We start from the raw sequence: 18,040 nt of genomic DNA, 5'->3' as shown, positions 1-18,040 counted from the left end.
TTAGCCCTGATGCAGCTTCGCCTGCGCCGCTTTCAGCTCACCAAGGCCGTGCCCCTGGCCATCAGCCGCGGCACGACGGCTGCGGTGGAGCACCTGCTGGTGAGCCTTGAGCACGACGGACTCACGGGCATCGGCGAGACCGGCGGCTTTGAGACCGGCCACCGCCATTACGACACCGATGCCGTTGCGGCGGAGCTGGAGGCGGTTGCCCCCCAGCTTGCGGCTCTGGCGCCCCAGCCCCTGCAGGCCCTGGAGCCCCTGCTGGCCGCCCTGAGCCCCCCCGCCCGTTGTGGCTTGGATCTGGCCCTGCACGATTGGTGGGGCAAAAGGTTGAACCAGCCGCTGCACCGGCTCTGGGGCCTGGATCCAGGCGCCTGTGTCGCCACCAGCGTCACCCTTGGCTTAGGTACGCCCGAGGCTGTCCTGGCGCGGCTCGAGCGCTGGTGGCTGCAGCTGCCTGCCACCCGCATCAAGCTCAAGCTGGGCAGTCCCGCTGGCATCGCCCACGACCTGGCCCTGCTGGAGGGGGTGGCTAGCGCCCTCGAGCAGCGGCGCCAGCAGACCGGCAGCGCCTGCGAGCTGCAGGTGGATGCCAACGGCGGCTGGGATCTGGCCACAGCCCGGGCCATGCTCGAGCCCCTGGAGCGGGCCGGCGTGGTGCTGCTGGAGCAGCCCCTGGCGCCCCTGCTGGATCCCCAGCTGGATACCGCTGGCTTTGCAGCTCTGCACGGCCTTTGCCCCCTGCCCCTGGTGGCCGATGAGAGCTGCTGGCAGCTGGCCGATCTGCTGCGGCTGGCCCCCCACGTAGATGGCATCAACATCAAGTTGCTCAAGAGCGGTGGCCTCAGCGAGGCCCTGCTGCTGGCCCAGACGGCTCGTCGCTTGGGTTTAGGGGTGATGGTGGGCTGCTACTCCGATGGCGCCCTGCTCAATGGCGCCGCAGCCCAGCTGCTGCCCCTGGTGACCTGGCCCGACCTCGATAGCCACCTCAACCTGGTGGACGACCCCTTCAAGGGGCTGCCTGTGCAGGGAGACGTGCTGATTCCGCCAGCGGGCCCCGGCCTTGGCATCGATCTGGGTGTTGCCATGGGGCAGTCGTCATGTTGAGCCCAAGCGCTCCGGTCGTGCTGCTGCAGCACGGCGGCCTCAACGACCTCAGCGGCAAGACCGGTTTGGCGATGTTGCGCTATCGCAGTGGGCCGATCGTGGCGGTGATCGATCCGGCTTTCGCTGGCTCCGACCTGCAGCAGGTGAGCGGCATTGAGCGGGCTGTGCCGGTGGTGGCTGACATGGCGGCGGCCCTGGCCTACGGGCCCGAGGTGGCGGTGGTGGGGCTGGCCCCCTCCGGTGGCCGCCTGCCACAAGCGATGCGGGCCGATCTGCTGGTGGCGCTGCAGGCGGGGCTGAACCTGGCCAGTGGCCTGCACAGCCGCCTTGGCGATGATCCCGAGCTGGCTGCTGCCTGCAGCCGAGCCGGCCAGTGGATCTGGGACCTGCGCCAGGAGCCGGCTGGCTTGGAGGTGGCCGCAGCGCGAGCCGCTGCCCTGCCCTGCCGCCGGGTGCTGGCAGTTGGTTCGGATATGGCCGTGGGCAAGATGAGCGCCTGCTTGGAGTTGCAGGCTGAGGCCAGGCGCCGCGGCCTCGATGCTCGCTTTGTGGGCACGGGGCAGGCGGGAATCTTGATCAGCGGCCAGGGCGTGGCCCTCGATGCCGTGCGGATTGATTACGCCGCCGGTGCCGTGGAGACGGCCGTGCTGGCCGCCGCCGCTGGGGCCGGGCCGGAGGCGTTGCTGCTGGTGGAGGGCCAGGGGTCCCTTTGCCATCCGGGCTCCAGCGCCACCTTGCCCCTGCTGCGTGGCAGCCAGCCCACCGAGCTGCTGCTGGTGCACCGCGCTGGCCAGAGCCACGTGCGCACCCGACCAGGGGAGGTGCCGGTGGCGATCGCGCCCCTGAGCGAGTTGATCGCGGCGCTGGAGGCCCTGGCGGCCTTGGGGCGGCCCGATGGCCTGCGGCCGCGGGTGCGGGCGGTGGCGCTCAACACCGCCCAATTGGACGCCGCCGCAGCCCAGCTTGCTGTTGACGCCACCGCGGCTGAGCTCGGCTTGCCCTGCGCCGATCCGGTGCGTGATGGGGCTGAAGTTTTGCTGCAGGCGCTGCAGTAAGCCACAAAAAAGCCGCCCCAAAAGTGGTGGGGACGGCTAGGGAATCAAGGGCGAGCGAGGGGATTCGAACCCCCGGATGGCGGCACCACAAGCCGCTGCCTTAACCGCTTGGCGACGCCCGCCGCGCCGTTTGAATGTAGCAAGTCGTGGCCTGTCAAGGCTTCTCACCCGTTGCGGCGACCTGCTTCAGCCCAGCTACCGCGGCCTCAGCCACATGATTGGAATTGCCACCAGGCAGAGAATCCCCGCGCCTGTTTGCAGTTGGGGCAGCGCGCCGGCCAGGGGCACCAGCAGCGGTGAGCGCAGCCAGGGCCCGACTAGGTCGCGCAGAAATGCTGCTGAGTCGGCGTCGAGCAGGGCTGCTGCCAGGGCAGCCAGAAAGGCCGTACCAATGAGCTTCTGGTCCATGCCCTTGCCCCTGAGCTCGCATTAGACAGGACGTTGAGGCTTGGGGCAAGGCGCCTGCGGTGGCGAGCAAAGGGTGCCAACCTTGCTTGCCTGCAACTTTGCACCGTTTGGTTTGCCGTTCGGACACCCCGGCCCGCTTTGCCTGGGCGCCTGGCTTGCTCGTGCTCGCCCTAGCTGGCGGCGGGCTTGCCCTCACCAATCCAGCCCCTGCCGACTTTCGCTCCTACGCCAGTGATCGCCTAGTGGAAGAGATCAGCAAGGAGCTCTGCGCCGATGGCGGCGTGCCGGTTCTGTTGCGGATGGCGATCAACAACTGTGTGGGACTTGTTGAGGCCCAGCGAGAGGCCTTGGCGGCCGTGGTGCTCAGCCACACCCGCCGCCGCAACTACGGGGTGGTGAGTGTTTTCGAAACTGAGCTGGGCGGCCAATCGCTGCTGCGCTGGCAGGTGCCGCGCTTTCGCTCCACCGTGGTGGGAGTAGCCGGTCAATTTGTCTTGATCAGCGCTGCCACCGACGGTTCCGAGAGCCCCTAGTGGAGCTGCGTCTGCCCCGGGGGCTGCTGGATCCGCGCCTGGGCGGAGCCGGGTTTCGCGCCGATGCGGATGGCTTGGTGTCCCTGCGCATCGCTTTCGAGGCGGGACGGATCACGGCCATTTCGCCCCTGCCCGCCCAGACTGCTACTGCGGCCAACTTGCCCCTGGCCCTAACCCCCCTGGTTGAGCCCCACGCCCACCTGGATAAGGCTTTCAGCGCCGCCGCCTTTCCCAACCGGGCCGGCACGATGGCGGCGGCCTTAGCTGCCAACCAACGCGAATACGTTCAGCGCAGCGTTGAGCAGGTGGCTGAGCGGGCTGAGCGGGCCCTAGAGCGGGCCTGGCGCAATGGCGTGCGGGCGATCCGCAGCCACATCGATAGCGTGGGGGTTGGGGCCGAGCCCAGCTGGGAAGCCCTGCTGGCGGCCCGTGAGCGCTGGCGCGAGCGGCTGGAGCTGCAGCTGGTGGCCCTGGCACCGATGGCCCATTGGCTCACGGCGGAGGGGCAGTCCCTGGCCCGGCGGGTGGCCGCTGGCCAGGGACTGCTGGGTGGGGTGATCGGGCCGCCCTATGGCCAGGGTGCCGCTCGCCGCAGCGCCGACCGCGAGGCCCTGCTGGCCCTGCTTGACCTGGCCGAGCGCCATGGTTGCGGGGTGGATCTGCACGTTGATGAGGCCGATTCCTGCCCTGGCGAGGGGGTGGCGATGGTGGCCCAGTTGGTGTTGGAGCAGCGCCGCGCCGTGGCGATCACCTGCAGCCACGCCAGCAGCATGGCCCTGTTGCCGCAACGCAACTGCGACCGGCTGGCCGATTGGCTGGCCGCCGCCAACATCGCCGTGGTAGCTCTGCCCACCACCAATTTCTGGCTGCTGGGGCGCCGGCCCGGGCGCACCCCCTGGCGGCGGCCCCTGGCGCCGATCCGCAGCCTGCAGCAGGCGGGCGTGCGGCTGGCCATTGGCGGCGACAACGTGCAAGACCCCTGGTATCCAGGTGGTGATTTCGATCCCATTGAGCTGCTGCGCTGGTCGGCGCCGCTCTGCCAATTGATGCCCTGGCAGCGGCTGGGCCTGGCCCCCTTCAGCACCGCCGCCGCAGCCGTGCTGGAGCTGGCCTGGGATGGGGTGGTGCGGCTTGGGGCACCCGCCGATTTAGTGCTGCTTGGGGCTGGTAGCTGGGGGGAGCTGCTGGCCCGGCCGCCCCAGCGGCGGGTGTTGCGTCAAGGCGTCTGGCTGCCGCCGCCCGAAGCTGAGCTGCCTTCACCCCTTTTGCCACCCCATGGCTGAGCGTTGCCCTGAGGCCCAGATCACTGCCCTGGCAGCTGAGCTGGGCCGGTTGGATTCGGCCCTGCTGCTGCTGGGGGCCGAGTCGCCTATGGAGCTCGAGCGGCTCTCCCGCGACTACTACGACTACTCGCCAGTGCTGGTGCCCTTGCTGCAAGGCTGCCGCGCCCAGCTGGTGGCTAGAGCCACCACGGTGGAGCAGGTGCTGCTGGTGGCAGGAGCCTGTGCTCGCCACGGCGTGCCCTTGACGGTGCGGGGTGCCGGCACGGGCAACTACGGCCAGTGCGTGCCGCTGCAAGGCGGCTTGGTGCTGGATCTCAGCGGCCTCAATCAGCTACGCCAGTTGGATGAAGCCACCGGCGTGCTCGAGGTGGAGGCAGGCGCCTTGATGGGGGCGATCGAGCAGCAGTTGGCCCCCCGGGGCCGGGCCCTGCGGCTGGTGCCCAGCACGGTGCGCAGCGCCAGCATCGGTGGCTTTATCGCCGGTGGCTCCGGCGGCATCGGCTCCCTGCGCTGGGGTTTTCTGCGCGATCCCGGCAACTTGCTGGGCCTGGAGGTGGTAACCCTCGAGCCCGAGCCGCGGCTGCTGCAGCTCGATGCCGCCGCCAGCGCCCCGCTCAACCACGCCTACGGCACCAATGGCATCATCACGGCCCTGCGGCTGCCCACCAGCGAGGCAGTGGTTTGGCAGCAGCTGGTGGTGGGTTTCGAACAGTGGGGGCAGGCCCTGGCGGCGGCTCAGGCCCTTGCCAGCACGGCCTTTGAGCTCAATGCAATCACCGTGCTGGAGGGGCCGCTGGCTAGCCAGCTCCCCTGGCCGGCGGGCTGTCCGGCGCCCGAGCCTGGTGAGCAGCGCCTGTTGTTGCTGGCCGCCCCCGCTGCCCTGGAGGGGTTGCCGAGCTGGCTGGCGGCCCGGGGCGGAGCGCTGCGCTGGCAGGCCCCCCAGGGCCAGAGCCGGGGGCTGCCGCTGCGGGAGCTCAGCTGGAACCACACCACCCTGCATTGGCGCGCCCAGCATCCGGATTGGACCTACCTGCAGATGCTGCTGCCCCAGCCGGAGGCCCCCTGCCTGGAGCGATTGAGGGAGCAGTGGGGCGACGACCTGCTTTGGCACCTGGAGGCCGTGAGGCAGCAGGGTGCGGCCCGGCTGGCGGCCCTGCCACTGCTGCGCTGGCGCGGCGAGGCGGCCCTGCAGCGGCTACTAGACGATTGCCGCCGCTGCGGTGCCGTGCTGTTCAACCCCCACGTGATCAGCGTCGAAGATGGCGGCTTGGGTGTGATCGATGCCGACCAGGTGGCAGCAAAGGCCGCCTACGACCCGGCCGGCCTGCTCAACCCCGGCAAATTGCGCGGCTGGGTTAACAGCCCAGGCTGAGGCGGGTATCGGCGCCGGTGATCGGGTTGGTGCCTTCGGCATCGCGGCAGAGGGAGCGCTGGTCTACCCGGTCGATCAGGGCGTCGCTGAAGTCGGCATCGGTGACGTTGGCGCCGCGAAAGCTGCTGCCCGAGGCGATTGCCCCGGCGAGGATTGCCCCGCTGAGATCGGCGCCGGAGAGGTCCACCTTGTCCATCAGGGTGCCGCTGAGATCGGCGCCGGCGAAATTGGCATAGGGGAAGGCCGCCTGGGTGAGAATCGCCCCGTGCAGATCTGCGCCGCTGAAGTTGGCGTGTCGTCCCGTGGCTCCAGCGAAGGAGGTATTGGCTAGATCCTGGCCGCTGAAATCCTGCTCGTTCTGGTTGGTGAGCGTGTAGTCCACGCCGGAGAAGTCGGCCGCCGCCGGCAATGGGGAAAACAGTGGAGAAAGCAGCAGCAGCCCTAGGACTAGGGAAAGGGCTAATGATTGCGCTATTGATTTCGCCACTGAATTAGCTCCTGACTGGGCCGCTGATAGGAGCTCGAAGAGGGGAGCCATGGGGATCGGCCGCGGGACCTCACTCTGGCCTGGATGGTGTGCGGTGGCAGAAGGGGAGGAGTAGATGGGTGTTTTACGACTTGACTTAGCCTTAGCTAAGCTAATCAGCAAAAACATGCTCAAGGGGGGCTTGAGCTTGGTTGATGGGCTAGTGGGTTGGTGGGTTGGTGGCGATGAGCAGCAGGCGAATTAACCGGCGAATTAACCAAAACCAGAAGTCCCTGGGCTTGCAACTGGGGCTTGCTCTGATGGGGCTATCTGGCCGATTAGGTAGAGAGAGCCAGCAACTACCACGCGCTGCAAGCCACTTCCCGCTTGGGCCAGTCCGGCCTCGAGGCAGGGAGCGCTGTGCAGCTGGCTAGCGAGTCTGGGACAGGCGGCGGTAAGGGCCTCAAGGCTCCAGCAGGCGTGCCCCGGCACCGGCACGATCCAGGCCCGGTCGCCTGGGGCTAGCAGGGCCGCGGCTATCTCCGGCCCCTGCTTATTAGCCAGCATGCCGAGCAGCCAGTGGCGCGGGCCGGAGGTCAGGCCGTGGCGCTCGGGATGGGCGTCGAGCTCAGAGCGCAGGGCGAGGGCGGCCGGCAGGTTGTGGGCGCCATCGAGCAGCAGGGGCTGGCCGCCCCAACTCAGTTGTTGCAGGCGGCCTGGCCAGCGGGCTGCTGCGAAACCGCGGCGTATGACTGGGTCGTTGACCGGCCAGCCCCGCGCCCCTAAGGCCTGCAGCAGGCCCAGGGCGACGGCGCCATTGGCGGCCTGCACGGCTCCTGAAAGCCCCAGGGTCCACTGGTTGAGATCCAGCGGCTCCACCCAGCGCAGTTTGGCTCCCACTGCGGCAGCCCGCTCCACCAGCACCGCCGCCACCTCCGGGCTCTGGGGAGCGCTAATTGCCACGGCCCCCGGCTGGAGCACGCCGGCTTTCTCGGCGGCAATCGTGGCTGGATCTGGCCCGAGGAACTCGGCGTGGTCGAGCCCCACCGAGGCAAAGCCGATCACGGGCCGGTGGGGATGGCAGGTGGTGGCGTCGAGCCGGCCCCCCAGTCCCACCTCCAGCACCACCAGCTCACAGTTCGCCTCCGCGAAGGCCAGGAAGGCCGCGGCGGTCACCAGCTCAAACGGCGTGAGCTGGTGGCGTTGGGCGATCGGTGTGGCGGTTTCCAGGTGGCGGCGCAGGTCTGGTGCGGCGATTGGGGTGTCGCCCAGCCGGATGCGCTCGGTCCAGCTCACCAGGTGGGGCGAGGTGTAGAGGCCGGCGCGGATGCCGCTGGCCAGCAGGGCCTGGTGCACCAGGGTGCAGATCGAGCCCTTGCCGTTGGTGCCCGCCACCTGCACGGCGGCAAAGCGGCGCTCGGGGTTACCAAGCTCGGCTAGGGCCGCCTGGAGGCGATCGAGGCCCAAGTCGACGCCGCGGCGGCTGAATGGCTCGATCAGGTCGGCGAAGGGGTCGTGTTTAGCGACCAAGGCTGACTAGGGCGCGCTCGAGGCGGTCGACAGCCAGGCGCAGGTGGCGGGGCTGGATCACCAGCGGGGGCACGAAGCGCACCACCCGTGGGCCGGCGGGCACCAGCAGCAGCCCCTGCTCCATGGCCGCCTTGACGATGTCAGGAGCGCTGGGGGCCTCTTCGCGCAGCACCAGGCCTTGCAGCAGCCCCCAGCCCCGTACCCCCTCCAGCAGGGTGGGATGGCGGCTCACTAGCTCGGCCAGCAGCTCCTGCAGCAGTCCGCCCATCCGCTGCACGTGGCTGACCAGGTCGCGCCGCTCCAGTTCGGCTAGCACGGTGAGGCCGGCGCGGCAGGCGAAGGGGTTGCCGCCGAAGGTGCTGGCGTGTTCGCCGGGGCGGAAGTGATCCACTGAGGCTTTCACCGCCAGGGCACCGATGGGGATGCCGCCGCCGAGGCCCTTGGCCAGGGTGATGGCATCGGGCTCGACACCCAGCTGCTCGTAGCCCCAGAGCTGGCCGCTACGGCCAACGCCGATCTGCACTTCATCAAAGATCAGCAGGATGTGGTGGGCGTCACAGAGCTCGCGCACCCGCTGAAAAAAGGCCCTGTTGCCGGGATGCACGCCGCCTTCGCCCTGAATTGGTTCGAGCAGCACGGCGGCCACCCGCGGACCCTGCACTTCGCAGGTGGCGAGCAGGGCTTCAAAGGCGGCAGTGTCGTTGTAAGGGAAGTAGCGGAAGCCCTGCACCATCGGCTCAAAGCCCTGGTGGTACTTGGGCTGGCCCGTGGCCGTAACCGCAGCCAGGGTGCGGCCGTGGAAGCTGGCCTGGGCGGTGAGGATTAGGGGCGCCTTGCCGTCGCCAGTGGAGATGCCCCTCACCGTGTGGCCGTGCTTCCGGGCCAGCTTGATGGCGGCCTCATTGGCCTCAGCGCCGGAGTTGCAGAAGAAAACCCGATCCAGGCAGCTGCTGGCGGTGATCGCAGCGGCGAGTTCCTCCTGCTCGGGGATTCGATACAGATTGGATACGTGCTGCAGCTTGCCCAGCTGGCGGCTTAAGGCCCGCTTCAGCCGCCCGTCGCTGTGGCCGAGGGTGCAGACGGCAATGCCGGCTACGCAGTCGAGATAGCGCTTGCCATTGCTATCCCAAACCCAGACTCCCCGGCCCCTGGTGAGGCTGATCGGGAAGCGGGCGTAGGTGTCCATCACGGCTGAGGCAGCCATTCCTGAGGGGGTGATGGGCGAGATGGGAGCGGTGGGACTCGAACCCACAAACCCGAAGGCGCTCGATTTTGAGTCGAGTCCGTCTACCAATTCCGGCACGCTCCCGCAATTGAGAGCTTAAGCCGCCGAGCAGACACGCTCAATGCTGGCACCGGCGGCATTGAGCTTGCCCTCAAGATTTGCGTAGCCACGGTCTAGGTATTCCAGGCCGCGCACGCTGGTGATGCCGTCGGCGGCTAGGCCGGCCAGCACCATGGCGGCGGAGGCGCGCAGGTCGCTGCCTTGCACTGGAGCACCGCTGAGGCGGGCCACCCCTTCCACAAAAGCGGTGTTGGCCTGCATGCGGATTGCGGCACCCATGCGTTGCAGTTCGCCCACGTGCTGCAGGCGATTTTCAAAGATGTTTTCGGTGATCACGCTGGTGCCCCGGGCTGTGGCCAGCAGGCTCATGAAAGGGGCTTGCAGGTCGGTGGGGAAGCCAGGGAATGGCTGGGTGCGCAGGTCGACTGCATTGATCTGGTCAGCCTTGATGGTGATCCCAACGCCGTCGTGTTCCAAGGTGCAACCCGCCTCCTCGAGCTTGGTGAGGACGGCGCCAAGGTGATCTGGGATCACTGGGGTTACCCGCAAATGGGAGCGGGTGATGGCGGCTGCCAGCAGAAACGTGCCAGCTTCGATGCGATCGGGAATCACGGCGTAGTCGGCGCCATGCAGGCGCTCCACGCCCACGATTGTGATCGTGGAGGTGCCAGCTCCGCGCACCTTGGCCCCCATGGCGATCAGCAGGCCCGCCAAATCAACCACCTCTGGCTCAAGGGCGGCGTTGTCAATCACCGTCTCGCCATCGGCGAGCGAGGCCGCCATCATCAGGGTCTCGGTGGCGCCAACGCTGGGGCAGTCCATGTGGATGCGGCCGCCCGTGAGGCGATGGCCGCTGCCTGGCACTACGGCCGTAACGACCCCATGCTCAATAGTGACCTGGGCGCCGAGGGCCTTGAGTCCTTTGACATGCTCAACAACGGGCCGGGTGCCGATCTGGCAGCCGCCTGGCAGGGGCACCTTGGCCATGCCAGTGCGGGCAAGCAGGGGGCCGATGCAGAAGAAGCTGGCCCTGAGGCTGTTCACCAGCTCATATGGGGCTGTAGAGCTATTGATTGAGTCGCCCTTTAATTCCAGCGAGTCACCATGACGGTGGACCTGGCCGCCGAGGCTGCTGAGCATTTCGCTCATGGCGGCGATGTCGGTGAGCGGAGGGACGTTTCTCAGTCGGATGGTGTCCCTGGTCAACAGACAGGCAGCCATCAGCACCAAGGCTGAATTCTTGGCACCACTCACATGGAGCTCGCCGGAGAGGCGCCGGCCGCCTCTGATTTCCAGCTGAGGATTTTGAAGAGAACGGGTCTTGCTTGGTGGCTGGACAGCGATCAGACCCATGGAACGACTGCCCGACTCACGTCGCAGCATATTGACAATAAAAGGTGAGGCGGTCTAGCCGGCCGCCGCCGGAAGTGGCTCCGACCGCTGGTGCGGGTTGCCGATGGCGTATGTTTTCCTCGTCGCAGCGAGCTCCGCTCTAGCGACAGCCACGCGGATGTGGCGGAATTGGTAGACGCGCTAGTTTCAGGTACTAGTGGCAGCAATGTCGTGGGAGTTCAAGTCTCCCCATCCGCACTTTTCTCATGATCATTCTCAAGATCTCAAACGCTTCCGAGGTGATGGCCTCGAAGTTAGGCAAATTCCTTGAGAGCCTTACTCCCGAAAGTCTCGATCAATCCACGATCGAGGACATTGTCGTCAAGAAATTGGTCGAAAACCTGCAGGCTGAAGGCCTCAAGGGTGAGGTCGCCTCAGTACGAGGTCTTGATTTAGATGGCAAGGAGCTCGTAGTGCACGACGGTTTGAATGTGCGCCGTCACCAGGCTTTCTGAAGTGATCCCTCGCGATGGCTTGGGTGCTGCGGAGCCGCTCACTAGCCGCCGCAACCCGCTGGTAAAGCAGCTGCGTCTTCTGCACGAGTCTCGCGGTCGCCGCGAGCAGGGTCTGTTGCTGCTGGAAGGCACCCACCTCCTGCAGGAGGCGCTGCGTTTAGGGCTTCAGCCCCAAGACGTGTTGGCTACCGCCGCTTGGCTGGCCAACCATGGCGAGCTGGTGGCAGCCCTGCCTCCAGGTTGCCGTTGGCGACTGGTGAGTGGCGAGGTGCTCGAGGCCATAGCCACTACCCAACATCCCGACGGAGTGGTGGCCAGCCTGCTGCCTCCGACGGCAGTGGCTCCAGGCGCGGCCAGCTTTGTGCTGGCCCTCGATGGGATCCAGGATCCCGGCAACCTCGGCACCTTGATGCGCACTGCCTTAGCGGCGGGGGTTGGGGCCCTGTGGTTGGCCGATGGGGCTGACCCCTTTCAACCCAAGGTGTTGCGCGCCTCGGCTGGGGCTGCCTTGGCTCTGCCCCTGCTGCGAGAGAGCAGGCAGGAACTGGCGGAGCGGTTACAGGCGGCAACGGCTGCCGGCCTGCAGCTGGTGGTTGCGCTGCGCCCCGAGACCGAATCGGTGGCTGTTACTGCGTCACCCATGCCCTATTGGCAGCTCGATTGGACTCGGCCCACGGTGTTGCTGCTTGGCAATGAGGGGGCTGGGGTATCAGCGGAGCTCCAGGCCCTGGCCAGCCAGCGCGTCACCATTCCCCACAGCCCAGCGGTGGAATCCCTCAACGTGGCCGTGGCGGCAGCTCCGCTACTGCTCGAACGCCTGCGCCAGCAGGCTGGAGCTTGACGGGGGAGAATGCCTTTCAACAACCGCAGTGCTGCCCGGTGAGCGACGCCCCCCTTGATGGTTCGAGCTTCGATTACGACGTGGTCGTGATCGGTGCCGGCTATGGCGGTTTCGATGCGGCGAAGCACGCTGCCGACCATGGTCTGCGGGTCGCCATTGTTGAGTCGCGCGACATGGGCGGCACCTGTGTGAACAGGGGCTGTGTGCCCTCCAAGGCCCTGCTGGCGGCCAGCGGCCGGGTGCGGGAGCTGGCCGACGCCGAGCACCTGGCTGGCTTCGGTATCCACGCCGCCCCGGTGCGCTTTGAGCGCCAAAAGATCGCCGACCATGCCAACCAGCTGGTGGCAACTATCCGCAGCAATCTCACCAAAACCCTGGAGCGCGCCGGTGCCACGATCCTGCGGGGCCAGGGCCGCCTGGCCGGCCATCAGCAGGTCACGGTGCGCGAGAGCGGCAGTGGCATTGAGCGCACGATCAGCGCCCGCGACGTGATTCTGGCTACCGGTTCCGAGCCTTTCGTTCCCCGCGGCATCGAGACCGATGGGCGCACCGTGTTCACCAGTGATGAGGCGGTGAACCTTGAGTGGCTGCCCCGCTGGCTAGCGATCATCGGCAGCGGTTACATCGGCCTGGAATTTGCTGATGTCTACACGGCCTTGGGCTGTGAGGTCACGATGATTGAGGCCCTCGATCGGGTTATGCCCACCTTCGATCCCGACATCGCCAAGCTCGCTGCGCGCACCTTGATCAATGGCCGCGACATTGATGCTCGCGCCGGGGTGCTGGCCCGCAAGGTGACCCCCGGCTGCCCGGTGAAGATCGAGCTGGCAGACATGGCCACCAAGGAGCTGGTGGAAATCCTCGAGGTTGATGCGGTGCTGGTGGCCACTGGGCGGGTGCCCACTAGCGCCGAGCTCAACCTGTCTGCCGTTGGTGTGGAAACCGAGCGGGGCTTTGTGCCAGTCGACGAGCGGATGCGGGTGCTGGTGGGCGGTGAGCCGGTGCCGCACCTTTGGGCCGTAGGCGATGTGACTGGCAAGATGATGCTGGCCCACACCGCCGCCGCCCAAGGCACCGTGGCCGTAGACAACATTCTTGGCCACAGCCGCCAGATCGACTACCGCTCAATCCCAGCGGCCACCTTCACCCATCCGGAGATCAGCTCGGTGGGCCTGAGCGAGGCCGATGCCAAAGCACTGGCTGAGCAAGAGGGCTTTGAGCTGGGCCTGGTGCGCAGCTACTTCAAGGCCAATTCCAAGGCCCTGGCTGAACTAGAGGGGGAAGGCTTGATGAAATTGCTATTCAACAAAGCTAGCGGTGAGGTGCTGGGCGCCCACATCTTTGGCTTGCATGCGGCCGACCTAATCCAGGAGATCGCTAACGCCGTGGCGCGCCGCCAGAGCGTGGTGCAACTGGCCACGGAGGTGCACACCCATCCCACCTTGAGTGAAGTGGTGGAAGTGGCCTACAAGCAAGCAGCCATGGCGGTGGCAGGCTGAGCACCATGGAGATCCGTCGCCGGCCGCCCAACCCCAAGGTGAAGGTGGCCTTTCTCGAATACGCCATCCGCCACGAGGACAGCGAACCACGTCACATTCTTGAGCAGATCCTTTGGGAAAAGGATCGGGAGATAACGGCCGCGCGGGAGCGGGTGCCCTTGGAGAAGCTTAAACAGCAGGTGGCTGAGCTACCGGCGACTAGGGATTTTTTGGCGGCCCTGCGGGCCTCCTGCCGCAAGCCAGCGGTGATCGCCGAGGTGAAAAAGGCCAGCCCCAGCAAGGGCGTGATCCGCGAGGATTTCGATCCCGAAGCGATCGCCAAGGGCTACGCCGCCGGTGGTGCTAGCTGCCTCTCGGTGCTCACCGATAAGCAGTTTTTCCAGGGTGGCTTTGAGGTGCTGGTGCAGGTGCGCCAGGCAGTTGATTTACCCCTGCTCTGCAAGGACTTCATCCTGAGTCCGTATCAGCTTTTTCAGGCCCGCGCCGCCGGGGCCGATGCGGCCCTGCTGATCGCCGCAATTCTCAGCGACCAGGATTTGGCTTACCTGCTCAAGGTGGCCAGGGCTCTGGGCCTGGCCGTGCTGGTGGAGGTGCACGACGGCGAGGAACTAGAGCGGGTGCTGGGCCTTGATGGCGTGCAACTTATCGGTATCAACAACCGCGATTTGGCCAGCTTCCATACCGATCTGGCCACCACCGAGCAGCTCACTGCCGTTTATGGCGAACGTATCCTCGCCAAGGGCTGCCTGCTGGTGAGCGAGTCGGGCCTGTTCACCCGCGACGACCTCGACCGGGTGCAGGGTGCTGGCGCCGATGCGGTGCTGGTGGGCGAAGCGCTGATGCGTCAGGCCGATGTGACCGCCGCCCTGGAGAGCTTGATCGGCAGCGGCTGATGTATGTGTTTGCAAGGCTTAGCTAAGTCTTAGTTTAGCTAAGAAGCGCGCAGGTTGGGCGCTGCCGCCATCCCAGATGCCACGCCAGTTGCCGCAAAGATGAATGCAACAAAAAGCCCCCGCCGCAAGGGCGAGGGCTTGGGGAGCGCAGTGCTGAACGAAGCTGCCGCAGCAGCCAGGTGCTCACACCTTGCGGGAGTAAAACTCAACCACCAGCAGTTCGTTGATCTCAAGGGCGACCCATTCGCGCTCGCACTTGCTGATCACCTTGGCGACGAGCTTGTTCTTATCGAGTTCAAGGTGGGGCGGGATGTTGGCCAGACCGGGGAAGGCCAAGTTGCCTTCAGCCAATTGCTTGCTCTGCTTGCGCTCGCGCACGGCGACCACATCGCCGGCCTTGCACTGGTAGCTGGGGATGTCCACGACGCGGCCGTTCACGGTCAGGTGGCCATGGTTCACCAGCTGGCGGGCACCGGGGACGGTGGGGCCAAAACCCAGACGGAAGCAAACATTATCGAGACGGTTCTCGAGCAGTTTCAGCAGGTTGGTACCCGTGGAACCCTCCTGGGCCCGGGCTTTCTTGACGTAGCGAACCAGCTGACGTTCGGAGATGCCGTAGTTGAAGCGAAGCTTTTGCTTTTCTTCGAGGCGGATTGCGTATTCGGAGCGCTTGCGACGGGCTTGGCCGTGCTGACCGGGGGGATAAGACCGCTTAGCGGACTTACGGGTGAGACCGGGAAGGTCTCCCAAGCGCCGCGTGATCCTCAGACGAGGGCCGCGGTAGCGAGACATGAAAACCAATTCAAAGGACGAAGTACCTCCCTGGGGAGGCAAGGCGCTGCGGTATCGAGCATGCTGGGATGATCCCGCTAACTCGAGCTGTGCCGCGCCAACGATCGATCTTATCGGTTGGGCCGCGCAGCCTCGATCTCCAGCCTGAGCCGGGCCTCGCCTCGCTGCAAGCGGCCGAGCTTGGGAGCTCAACCCAACTGCCGACCCAATTGCTTAGTCGTGGCCTGGCGGCACTACTGCTCGCCTTGATCGGCTTTTATCGCCAGTGGATTTCGCCCTTGCTTGGGCCCCGCTGCCGTTTCATTCCCAGTTGCAGCGCCTACGGCCTCGAGGCGATCAGCCGCCATGGGCCCTGGCGGGGCAGCTGGCTCACCCTGCGCCGGCTGCTGCGCTGCCATCCCTTCACCCCCTGCGGTTGCGATCCCGTGCCCGATTGATGCTCTCCTCCACTACCACTTCGCCCTCCCCCGGGCTGCCGGTTTTGCTGCTGCTAACCCGCAAGGGGTGCTGTTTGTGCGAGGGACTGGAGCAGAAGTTGCGCGCCCTCGATCTCCCTCTAGCCCTTGAGACGATCGATGTGGATGGCGATCCCGCCCTGCAGGCCCGCTTTGGGCTGGAGGTGCCGGTTCTGCAGGTGCGCTCCGCCCAGGGAGATCGGCAGCTGCCTAGGGTGCCGCCACGGCTAACTGGAGCCAGCTTGCAGGTTTGGTTGCAGAAGCATGGTTTTTCCAGCCAGGACGCTTAGATAGGCCCCAGTTTTACTGGCGACGCCATGACCCAGCTGCTCCACCCAGTCCTGCAGCAGGTGGGTTTGGAGCTGCCGGTGGGCGTGGCCAACGGAGAGCTGAGCGGCATCAGCTGTGATTCCCGCCGCATTGGGCGGGGCACTTTGTTTGTGGGGCTGCCTGGCAGCCAGGTGGATGGGGGCTGCTTCTGGCCCCAGGCCCTGCAGGCCGGTGCGGTAGCTGCGGTGATTAGCGAGGCCGCGGCGGCCCTGCAGCCGCCTGGTCCAGGCGATGCGGTGCTTGTAGCGCCTGAGCCGTTGGCCCGCTGGGCCGGAGAGCTGGCGGCTGCCTTCTGGTCCCAGCCCAGTCGCCGGTTAGCCCTGATTGGCGTCACTGGCACCAACGGCAAAACCACCACCACCTATTTAATTGAACATCTGGCGGTTTCGTCAGGCAGGCCTTCGGCCCTATTTGGCACTTTGGTGAATCGCTGGCCAGGCCACAGCGTGACGGCCCAGCACACCACGGCCTTCGCCGATCTGCTCCAGGCCCAGCTGGCCCAGGCCGTTGAGGCCGGCGCCCAGATCGGTGCCATGGAGGTGAGCTCCCATGCCCTTGATCAGCAGCGGGTGGCTGGCTGCCACTTCTCGGGCGCCGTGTTTACCAACCTCACCCAGGATCACCTCGACTATCACCCCTCGATGCAGGCCTATTTCGAGGCCAAGGCGCGGTTGTTTGCGGAGCCGCTGCTGGCTGGGGGGGCGGTGGTGAATGGCGACGACCCCTGGGGCGCCCAGCTGGTGAGCCGTCTAGGTAAAGCCTGCTGGCGCAGCTCCCTGGAAGACCCCAGCGCCGAGCTGTTCATCCGCGATTTGCAGCTGGGGGCAGGCGGCGTGCGCGGGGTGCTGCAGACGCCGGCGGGGGAGGGGGCATTCCACTCGCCTTTGGTGGGGCGCTTCAACCTGATGAACCTGCTGCAGGCGGTTGGGGCCCTGGTCCAGCAGGGCGTCCCCCTGCCCCAGTTGCTGGAGGGGCTGGCCAACTTCCGCGGCGTGCCTGGTCGCATGGAGCGGGTGGTGGTTGGCGACGGCGGCGGCGATCCAGCCGTGCTGGTGGATTACGCCCACACCCCCGATGGCCTGGCCAACGCCCTGGCTGCTTGCCGGCCCTTCACGGTGGGGCGGCTGATCTGCGTGTTTGGCTGCGGCGGCGACCGCGACCGCAGCAAGCGGCCCCAGATGGGAGCGATCGCCGCCCAGCTCGCTGACCAGCTCTATGTGACCTCCGACAACCCCCGCACCGAGGATGCCCAGCAAATCCTGGCCGATGTGACTGCCGGCATTGCCCCTGGAGCCTCCATGCAGGTGGAGGCCGACCGGGCGGTAGCGATCGCCGCCGCCATCGCCGCGGCCGAACCTGGGGATCTGGTGCTGATCGCCGGCAAGGGCCATGAGGACTACCAGATCCTCGGCACTACCAAGGTTCACTTCGACGACCGGGAAGAGGCGGAGAAAGCCCTGCGCCGCCGGCGGGCCACTTAGGGTCTAAATGTATCGAATATACCCAGTGTCTGGTTTGTGCAAGGTGCTCTGGGTATAAATCTCTTGTTGTATCAACCACTTTTGTGACAACCTCTGTTCCGATGGGCAAGAAGCTTCTTGCTGAAGGTTTCGGTACTTTTTGGCTGGTGTTGGGAGGGTGCGGTAGTGCCGCAATCGCCGCTAATTTCCCGTATCTCACTGGAGCAGATATTGCTTCGGGTAACCCCTTTGGTCTGGGCTTCCTTGGCGTGTCGCTGGCCTTTGGCCTCACGGTGGTAACGATGGCCTATGCAATTGGCCACATCTCTGGTTGTCATCTCAATCCGGCGGTGAGCTTCGGTCTTTGGGCCAGCGGCCGCATGAAGGGATCGGAGCTTCTGCCTTACATCCTGGCTCAGGTGATCGGCGGCGTGCTCGCCGGAGGCTTCATCAAGTTGGTGATGGCCGGTGGCCCTGCTTTTGATTTGGTGATGGCTGGTAGTAATCCGCTGGCTACAAATGGTTGGGGCACCCATTCACCAGGTGGCTATGGCTTCTGGGCAGCCTTGATCGTGGAGCTAGTGCTCACCTTCTTCTTCCTTTTGGTGATTATTGGTGCTACTGATCGCTTAGCTCCCTCTGGCTTTGCGGGCCTTGCTATCGGCCTCACCCTGGCCCTGATTCACATGATCAGCATCCCGGTGACAAACACATCGGTAAATCCTGCCCGTAGCACTGCAGTAGCTGTTTGGGCGGGAGTAGAAGCGATGGGTCAGCTCTGGTTGTTCTGGGTAGCACCGATTGTGGGAGCCCTGCTGGCTGGCTGGGTGTACCGCAATGTGTTCAGTGACCAGGCTTCCTGATCGCAATTAGATCTAGGCAAG

General features: G+C 66.0%; 19 protein-coding genes and 3 tRNA genes. 14 read left to right on the top strand and 8 right to left on the bottom strand.

Annotated elements, in window-relative coordinates:
• Positions 1-9 precede the first annotated feature (9 nt).
• Both U9970_RS09405 and U9970_RS09400 read left to right on the top strand, forming a co-directional pair.
• Positions 10-1,107, top strand: a complete 1,098-nt coding sequence (locus U9970_RS09405; protein ID WP_322764012.1) for a dipeptide epimerase — start codon at positions 10-12, stop codon at positions 1,105-1,107.
• On the top strand, positions 1,101-2,162 hold the full coding sequence (locus U9970_RS09400) for a DUF1611 domain-containing protein (RefSeq protein WP_322764011.1): 1,062 nt from the start codon (positions 1,101-1,103) through the stop codon (positions 2,160-2,162). Before U9970_RS09405 ends, U9970_RS09400 begins: the two co-directional genes overlap by 7 nt.
• 49 nt (positions 2,163-2,211) lie before the next feature.
• Here U9970_RS09400 and U9970_RS09395 read toward each other — a convergent pair.
• Both U9970_RS09395 and U9970_RS09390 read right to left on the bottom strand, forming a co-directional pair.
• A tRNA-His gene (locus tag U9970_RS09395) sits at positions 2,212-2,284 on the bottom strand.
• A gap of 73 nt (positions 2,285-2,357) precedes the next feature.
• Positions 2,358-2,570 carry a hypothetical protein gene (locus tag U9970_RS09390; protein WP_322764010.1) on the bottom strand — a complete coding sequence of 71 codons (213 nt, stop codon included), beginning with the start codon at positions 2,568-2,570 and terminating at the stop codon, positions 2,358-2,360.
• A 107-nt stretch (positions 2,571-2,677) separates the two neighbouring features.
• On the opposite strand from U9970_RS09390, the gene U9970_RS09385 reads away from it, so the two are divergent.
• From U9970_RS09385 to U9970_RS09375, 3 genes are read left to right on the top strand one after another with little or no spacing between them, the layout of a single operon-like run.
• Positions 2,678-3,103, top strand: a complete 426-nt coding sequence (locus U9970_RS09385; protein WP_322764009.1) for a DUF4359 domain-containing protein — start codon at positions 2,678-2,680, stop codon at positions 3,101-3,103.
• Complete coding sequence (locus tag U9970_RS09380) at positions 3,103-4,386, top strand: amidohydrolase family protein (protein WP_322764008.1); 1,284 nt, start codon at positions 3,103-3,105, stop codon at positions 4,384-4,386. The genes U9970_RS09385 and U9970_RS09380 overlap by 1 nt, the downstream gene beginning before the upstream one ends.
• Positions 4,379-5,758 carry an FAD-binding oxidoreductase gene (locus tag U9970_RS09375; RefSeq protein ID WP_322764007.1) on the top strand — a complete coding sequence of 460 codons (1,380 nt, stop codon included), beginning with the start codon at positions 4,379-4,381 and terminating at the stop codon, positions 5,756-5,758. The genes U9970_RS09380 and U9970_RS09375 overlap by 8 nt, the downstream gene beginning before the upstream one ends.
• Here the strand turns inward: U9970_RS09375 and U9970_RS09370 are convergent.
• The 5 genes from U9970_RS09370 to murA all read right to left on the bottom strand — a co-directional run bounded on the left by U9970_RS09370 (position 5,742) and on the right by murA (position 10,392).
• On the bottom strand, positions 5,742-6,296 hold the full coding sequence (locus tag U9970_RS09370) for a pentapeptide repeat-containing protein (RefSeq protein ID WP_322764006.1): 555 nt from the start codon (positions 6,294-6,296) through the stop codon (positions 5,742-5,744). The genes U9970_RS09375 and U9970_RS09370 overlap by 17 nt on opposite strands.
• A gap of 201 nt (positions 6,297-6,497) precedes the next feature.
• A complete protein-coding gene (locus U9970_RS09365; RefSeq protein ID WP_322764005.1) occupies positions 6,498-7,754 on the bottom strand; it encodes a bifunctional folylpolyglutamate synthase/dihydrofolate synthase in 1,257 nt (418 codons plus the stop codon).
• The gene (locus U9970_RS09360; RefSeq protein ID WP_322766095.1) at positions 7,744-8,940 is read right to left on the bottom strand and encodes an aspartate aminotransferase family protein; all 1,197 of its coding nucleotides are present in this window, start codon (positions 8,938-8,940) and stop codon (positions 7,744-7,746) included. Before U9970_RS09360 ends, U9970_RS09365 begins: the two co-directional genes overlap by 11 nt.
• Before the next feature lie 41 nt (positions 8,941-8,981).
• A tRNA-Leu gene (locus tag U9970_RS09355) sits at positions 8,982-9,063 on the bottom strand.
• A gap of 12 nt (positions 9,064-9,075) precedes the next feature.
• Complete coding sequence (murA, locus tag U9970_RS09350; protein ID WP_322764004.1) at positions 9,076-10,392, bottom strand: UDP-N-acetylglucosamine 1-carboxyvinyltransferase; 1,317 nt, start codon at positions 10,390-10,392, stop codon at positions 9,076-9,078.
• 153 nt (positions 10,393-10,545) lie between these two features.
• Here murA and U9970_RS09345 point away from each other — a divergent pair.
• From U9970_RS09345 to trpC, 5 genes are all read left to right on the top strand, one after another.
• Positions 10,546-10,629, top strand: a tRNA-Leu gene (locus tag U9970_RS09345).
• An 8-nt stretch (positions 10,630-10,637) separates the two neighbouring features.
• Positions 10,638-10,886, top strand: coding sequence for a hypothetical protein (locus tag U9970_RS09340; protein ID WP_322764003.1), 249 nt, complete (start codon positions 10,638-10,640; stop codon positions 10,884-10,886).
• Between the two features lies 1 nt (position 10,887).
• The gene (locus tag U9970_RS09335; protein WP_322764002.1) at positions 10,888-11,727 is read left to right on the top strand and encodes a TrmH family RNA methyltransferase; all 840 of its coding nucleotides are present in this window, start codon (positions 10,888-10,890) and stop codon (positions 11,725-11,727) included.
• Positions 11,728-11,765: 38 nt separating this feature from the next.
• Positions 11,766-13,226 carry a dihydrolipoyl dehydrogenase gene (lpdA, locus tag U9970_RS09330; RefSeq protein ID WP_322764001.1) on the top strand — a complete coding sequence of 487 codons (1,461 nt, stop codon included), beginning with the start codon at positions 11,766-11,768 and terminating at the stop codon, positions 13,224-13,226.
• 5 nt (positions 13,227-13,231) lie between these two features.
• Positions 13,232-14,119 (top strand): indole-3-glycerol phosphate synthase TrpC, encoded by an 888-nt coding sequence (gene trpC, locus U9970_RS09325; RefSeq protein ID WP_322764000.1) that lies wholly within the window; start codon positions 13,232-13,234, stop codon positions 14,117-14,119.
• Between the two features lie 183 nt (positions 14,120-14,302).
• On the opposite strand, the gene rpsD is transcribed toward trpC, so the two are convergent.
• Entirely contained in the window at positions 14,303-14,911 is a 609-nt protein-coding gene (gene rpsD, locus U9970_RS09320) for a 30S ribosomal protein S4 (RefSeq protein WP_106501418.1), read from the bottom strand.
• A 197-nt stretch (positions 14,912-15,108) separates the two neighbouring features.
• On the opposite strand from rpsD, the gene yidD reads away from it, so the two are divergent.
• From yidD to aqpZ, 4 genes are all read left to right on the top strand, one after another.
• Positions 15,109-15,348, top strand: coding sequence for a membrane protein insertion efficiency factor YidD (gene yidD / locus U9970_RS09315; protein WP_322766094.1), 240 nt, complete (start codon positions 15,109-15,111; stop codon positions 15,346-15,348).
• A complete protein-coding gene (locus U9970_RS09310) occupies positions 15,348-15,656 on the top strand; it encodes a glutaredoxin family protein (RefSeq protein ID WP_322763999.1) in 309 nt (102 codons plus the stop codon). Before yidD ends, U9970_RS09310 begins: the two co-directional genes overlap by 1 nt.
• 27 nt (positions 15,657-15,683) lie before the next feature.
• Complete coding sequence (locus tag U9970_RS09305) at positions 15,684-17,177, top strand: UDP-N-acetylmuramoyl-L-alanyl-D-glutamate--2,6-diaminopimelate ligase (protein WP_322763998.1); 1,494 nt, start codon at positions 15,684-15,686, stop codon at positions 17,175-17,177.
• A 101-nt stretch (positions 17,178-17,278) separates the two neighbouring features.
• The gene (gene aqpZ / locus U9970_RS09300) at positions 17,279-18,019 is read left to right on the top strand and encodes an aquaporin Z (protein WP_322766093.1); all 741 of its coding nucleotides are present in this window, start codon (positions 17,279-17,281) and stop codon (positions 18,017-18,019) included.
• Positions 18,020-18,040: the final 21 nt, after the last annotated feature.

The sequence above is a fragment of the Cyanobium usitatum str. Tous genome (genome assembly GCF_963920485.1).
Lineage (GTDB): Bacteria > Cyanobacteriota > Cyanobacteriia > PCC-6307 > Cyanobiaceae > Cyanobium_A > Cyanobium_A usitatum_A.
Note: the sequence above shows the minus strand (reverse complement) of the source record. Positions and strands in the feature narration are given on the sequence as shown.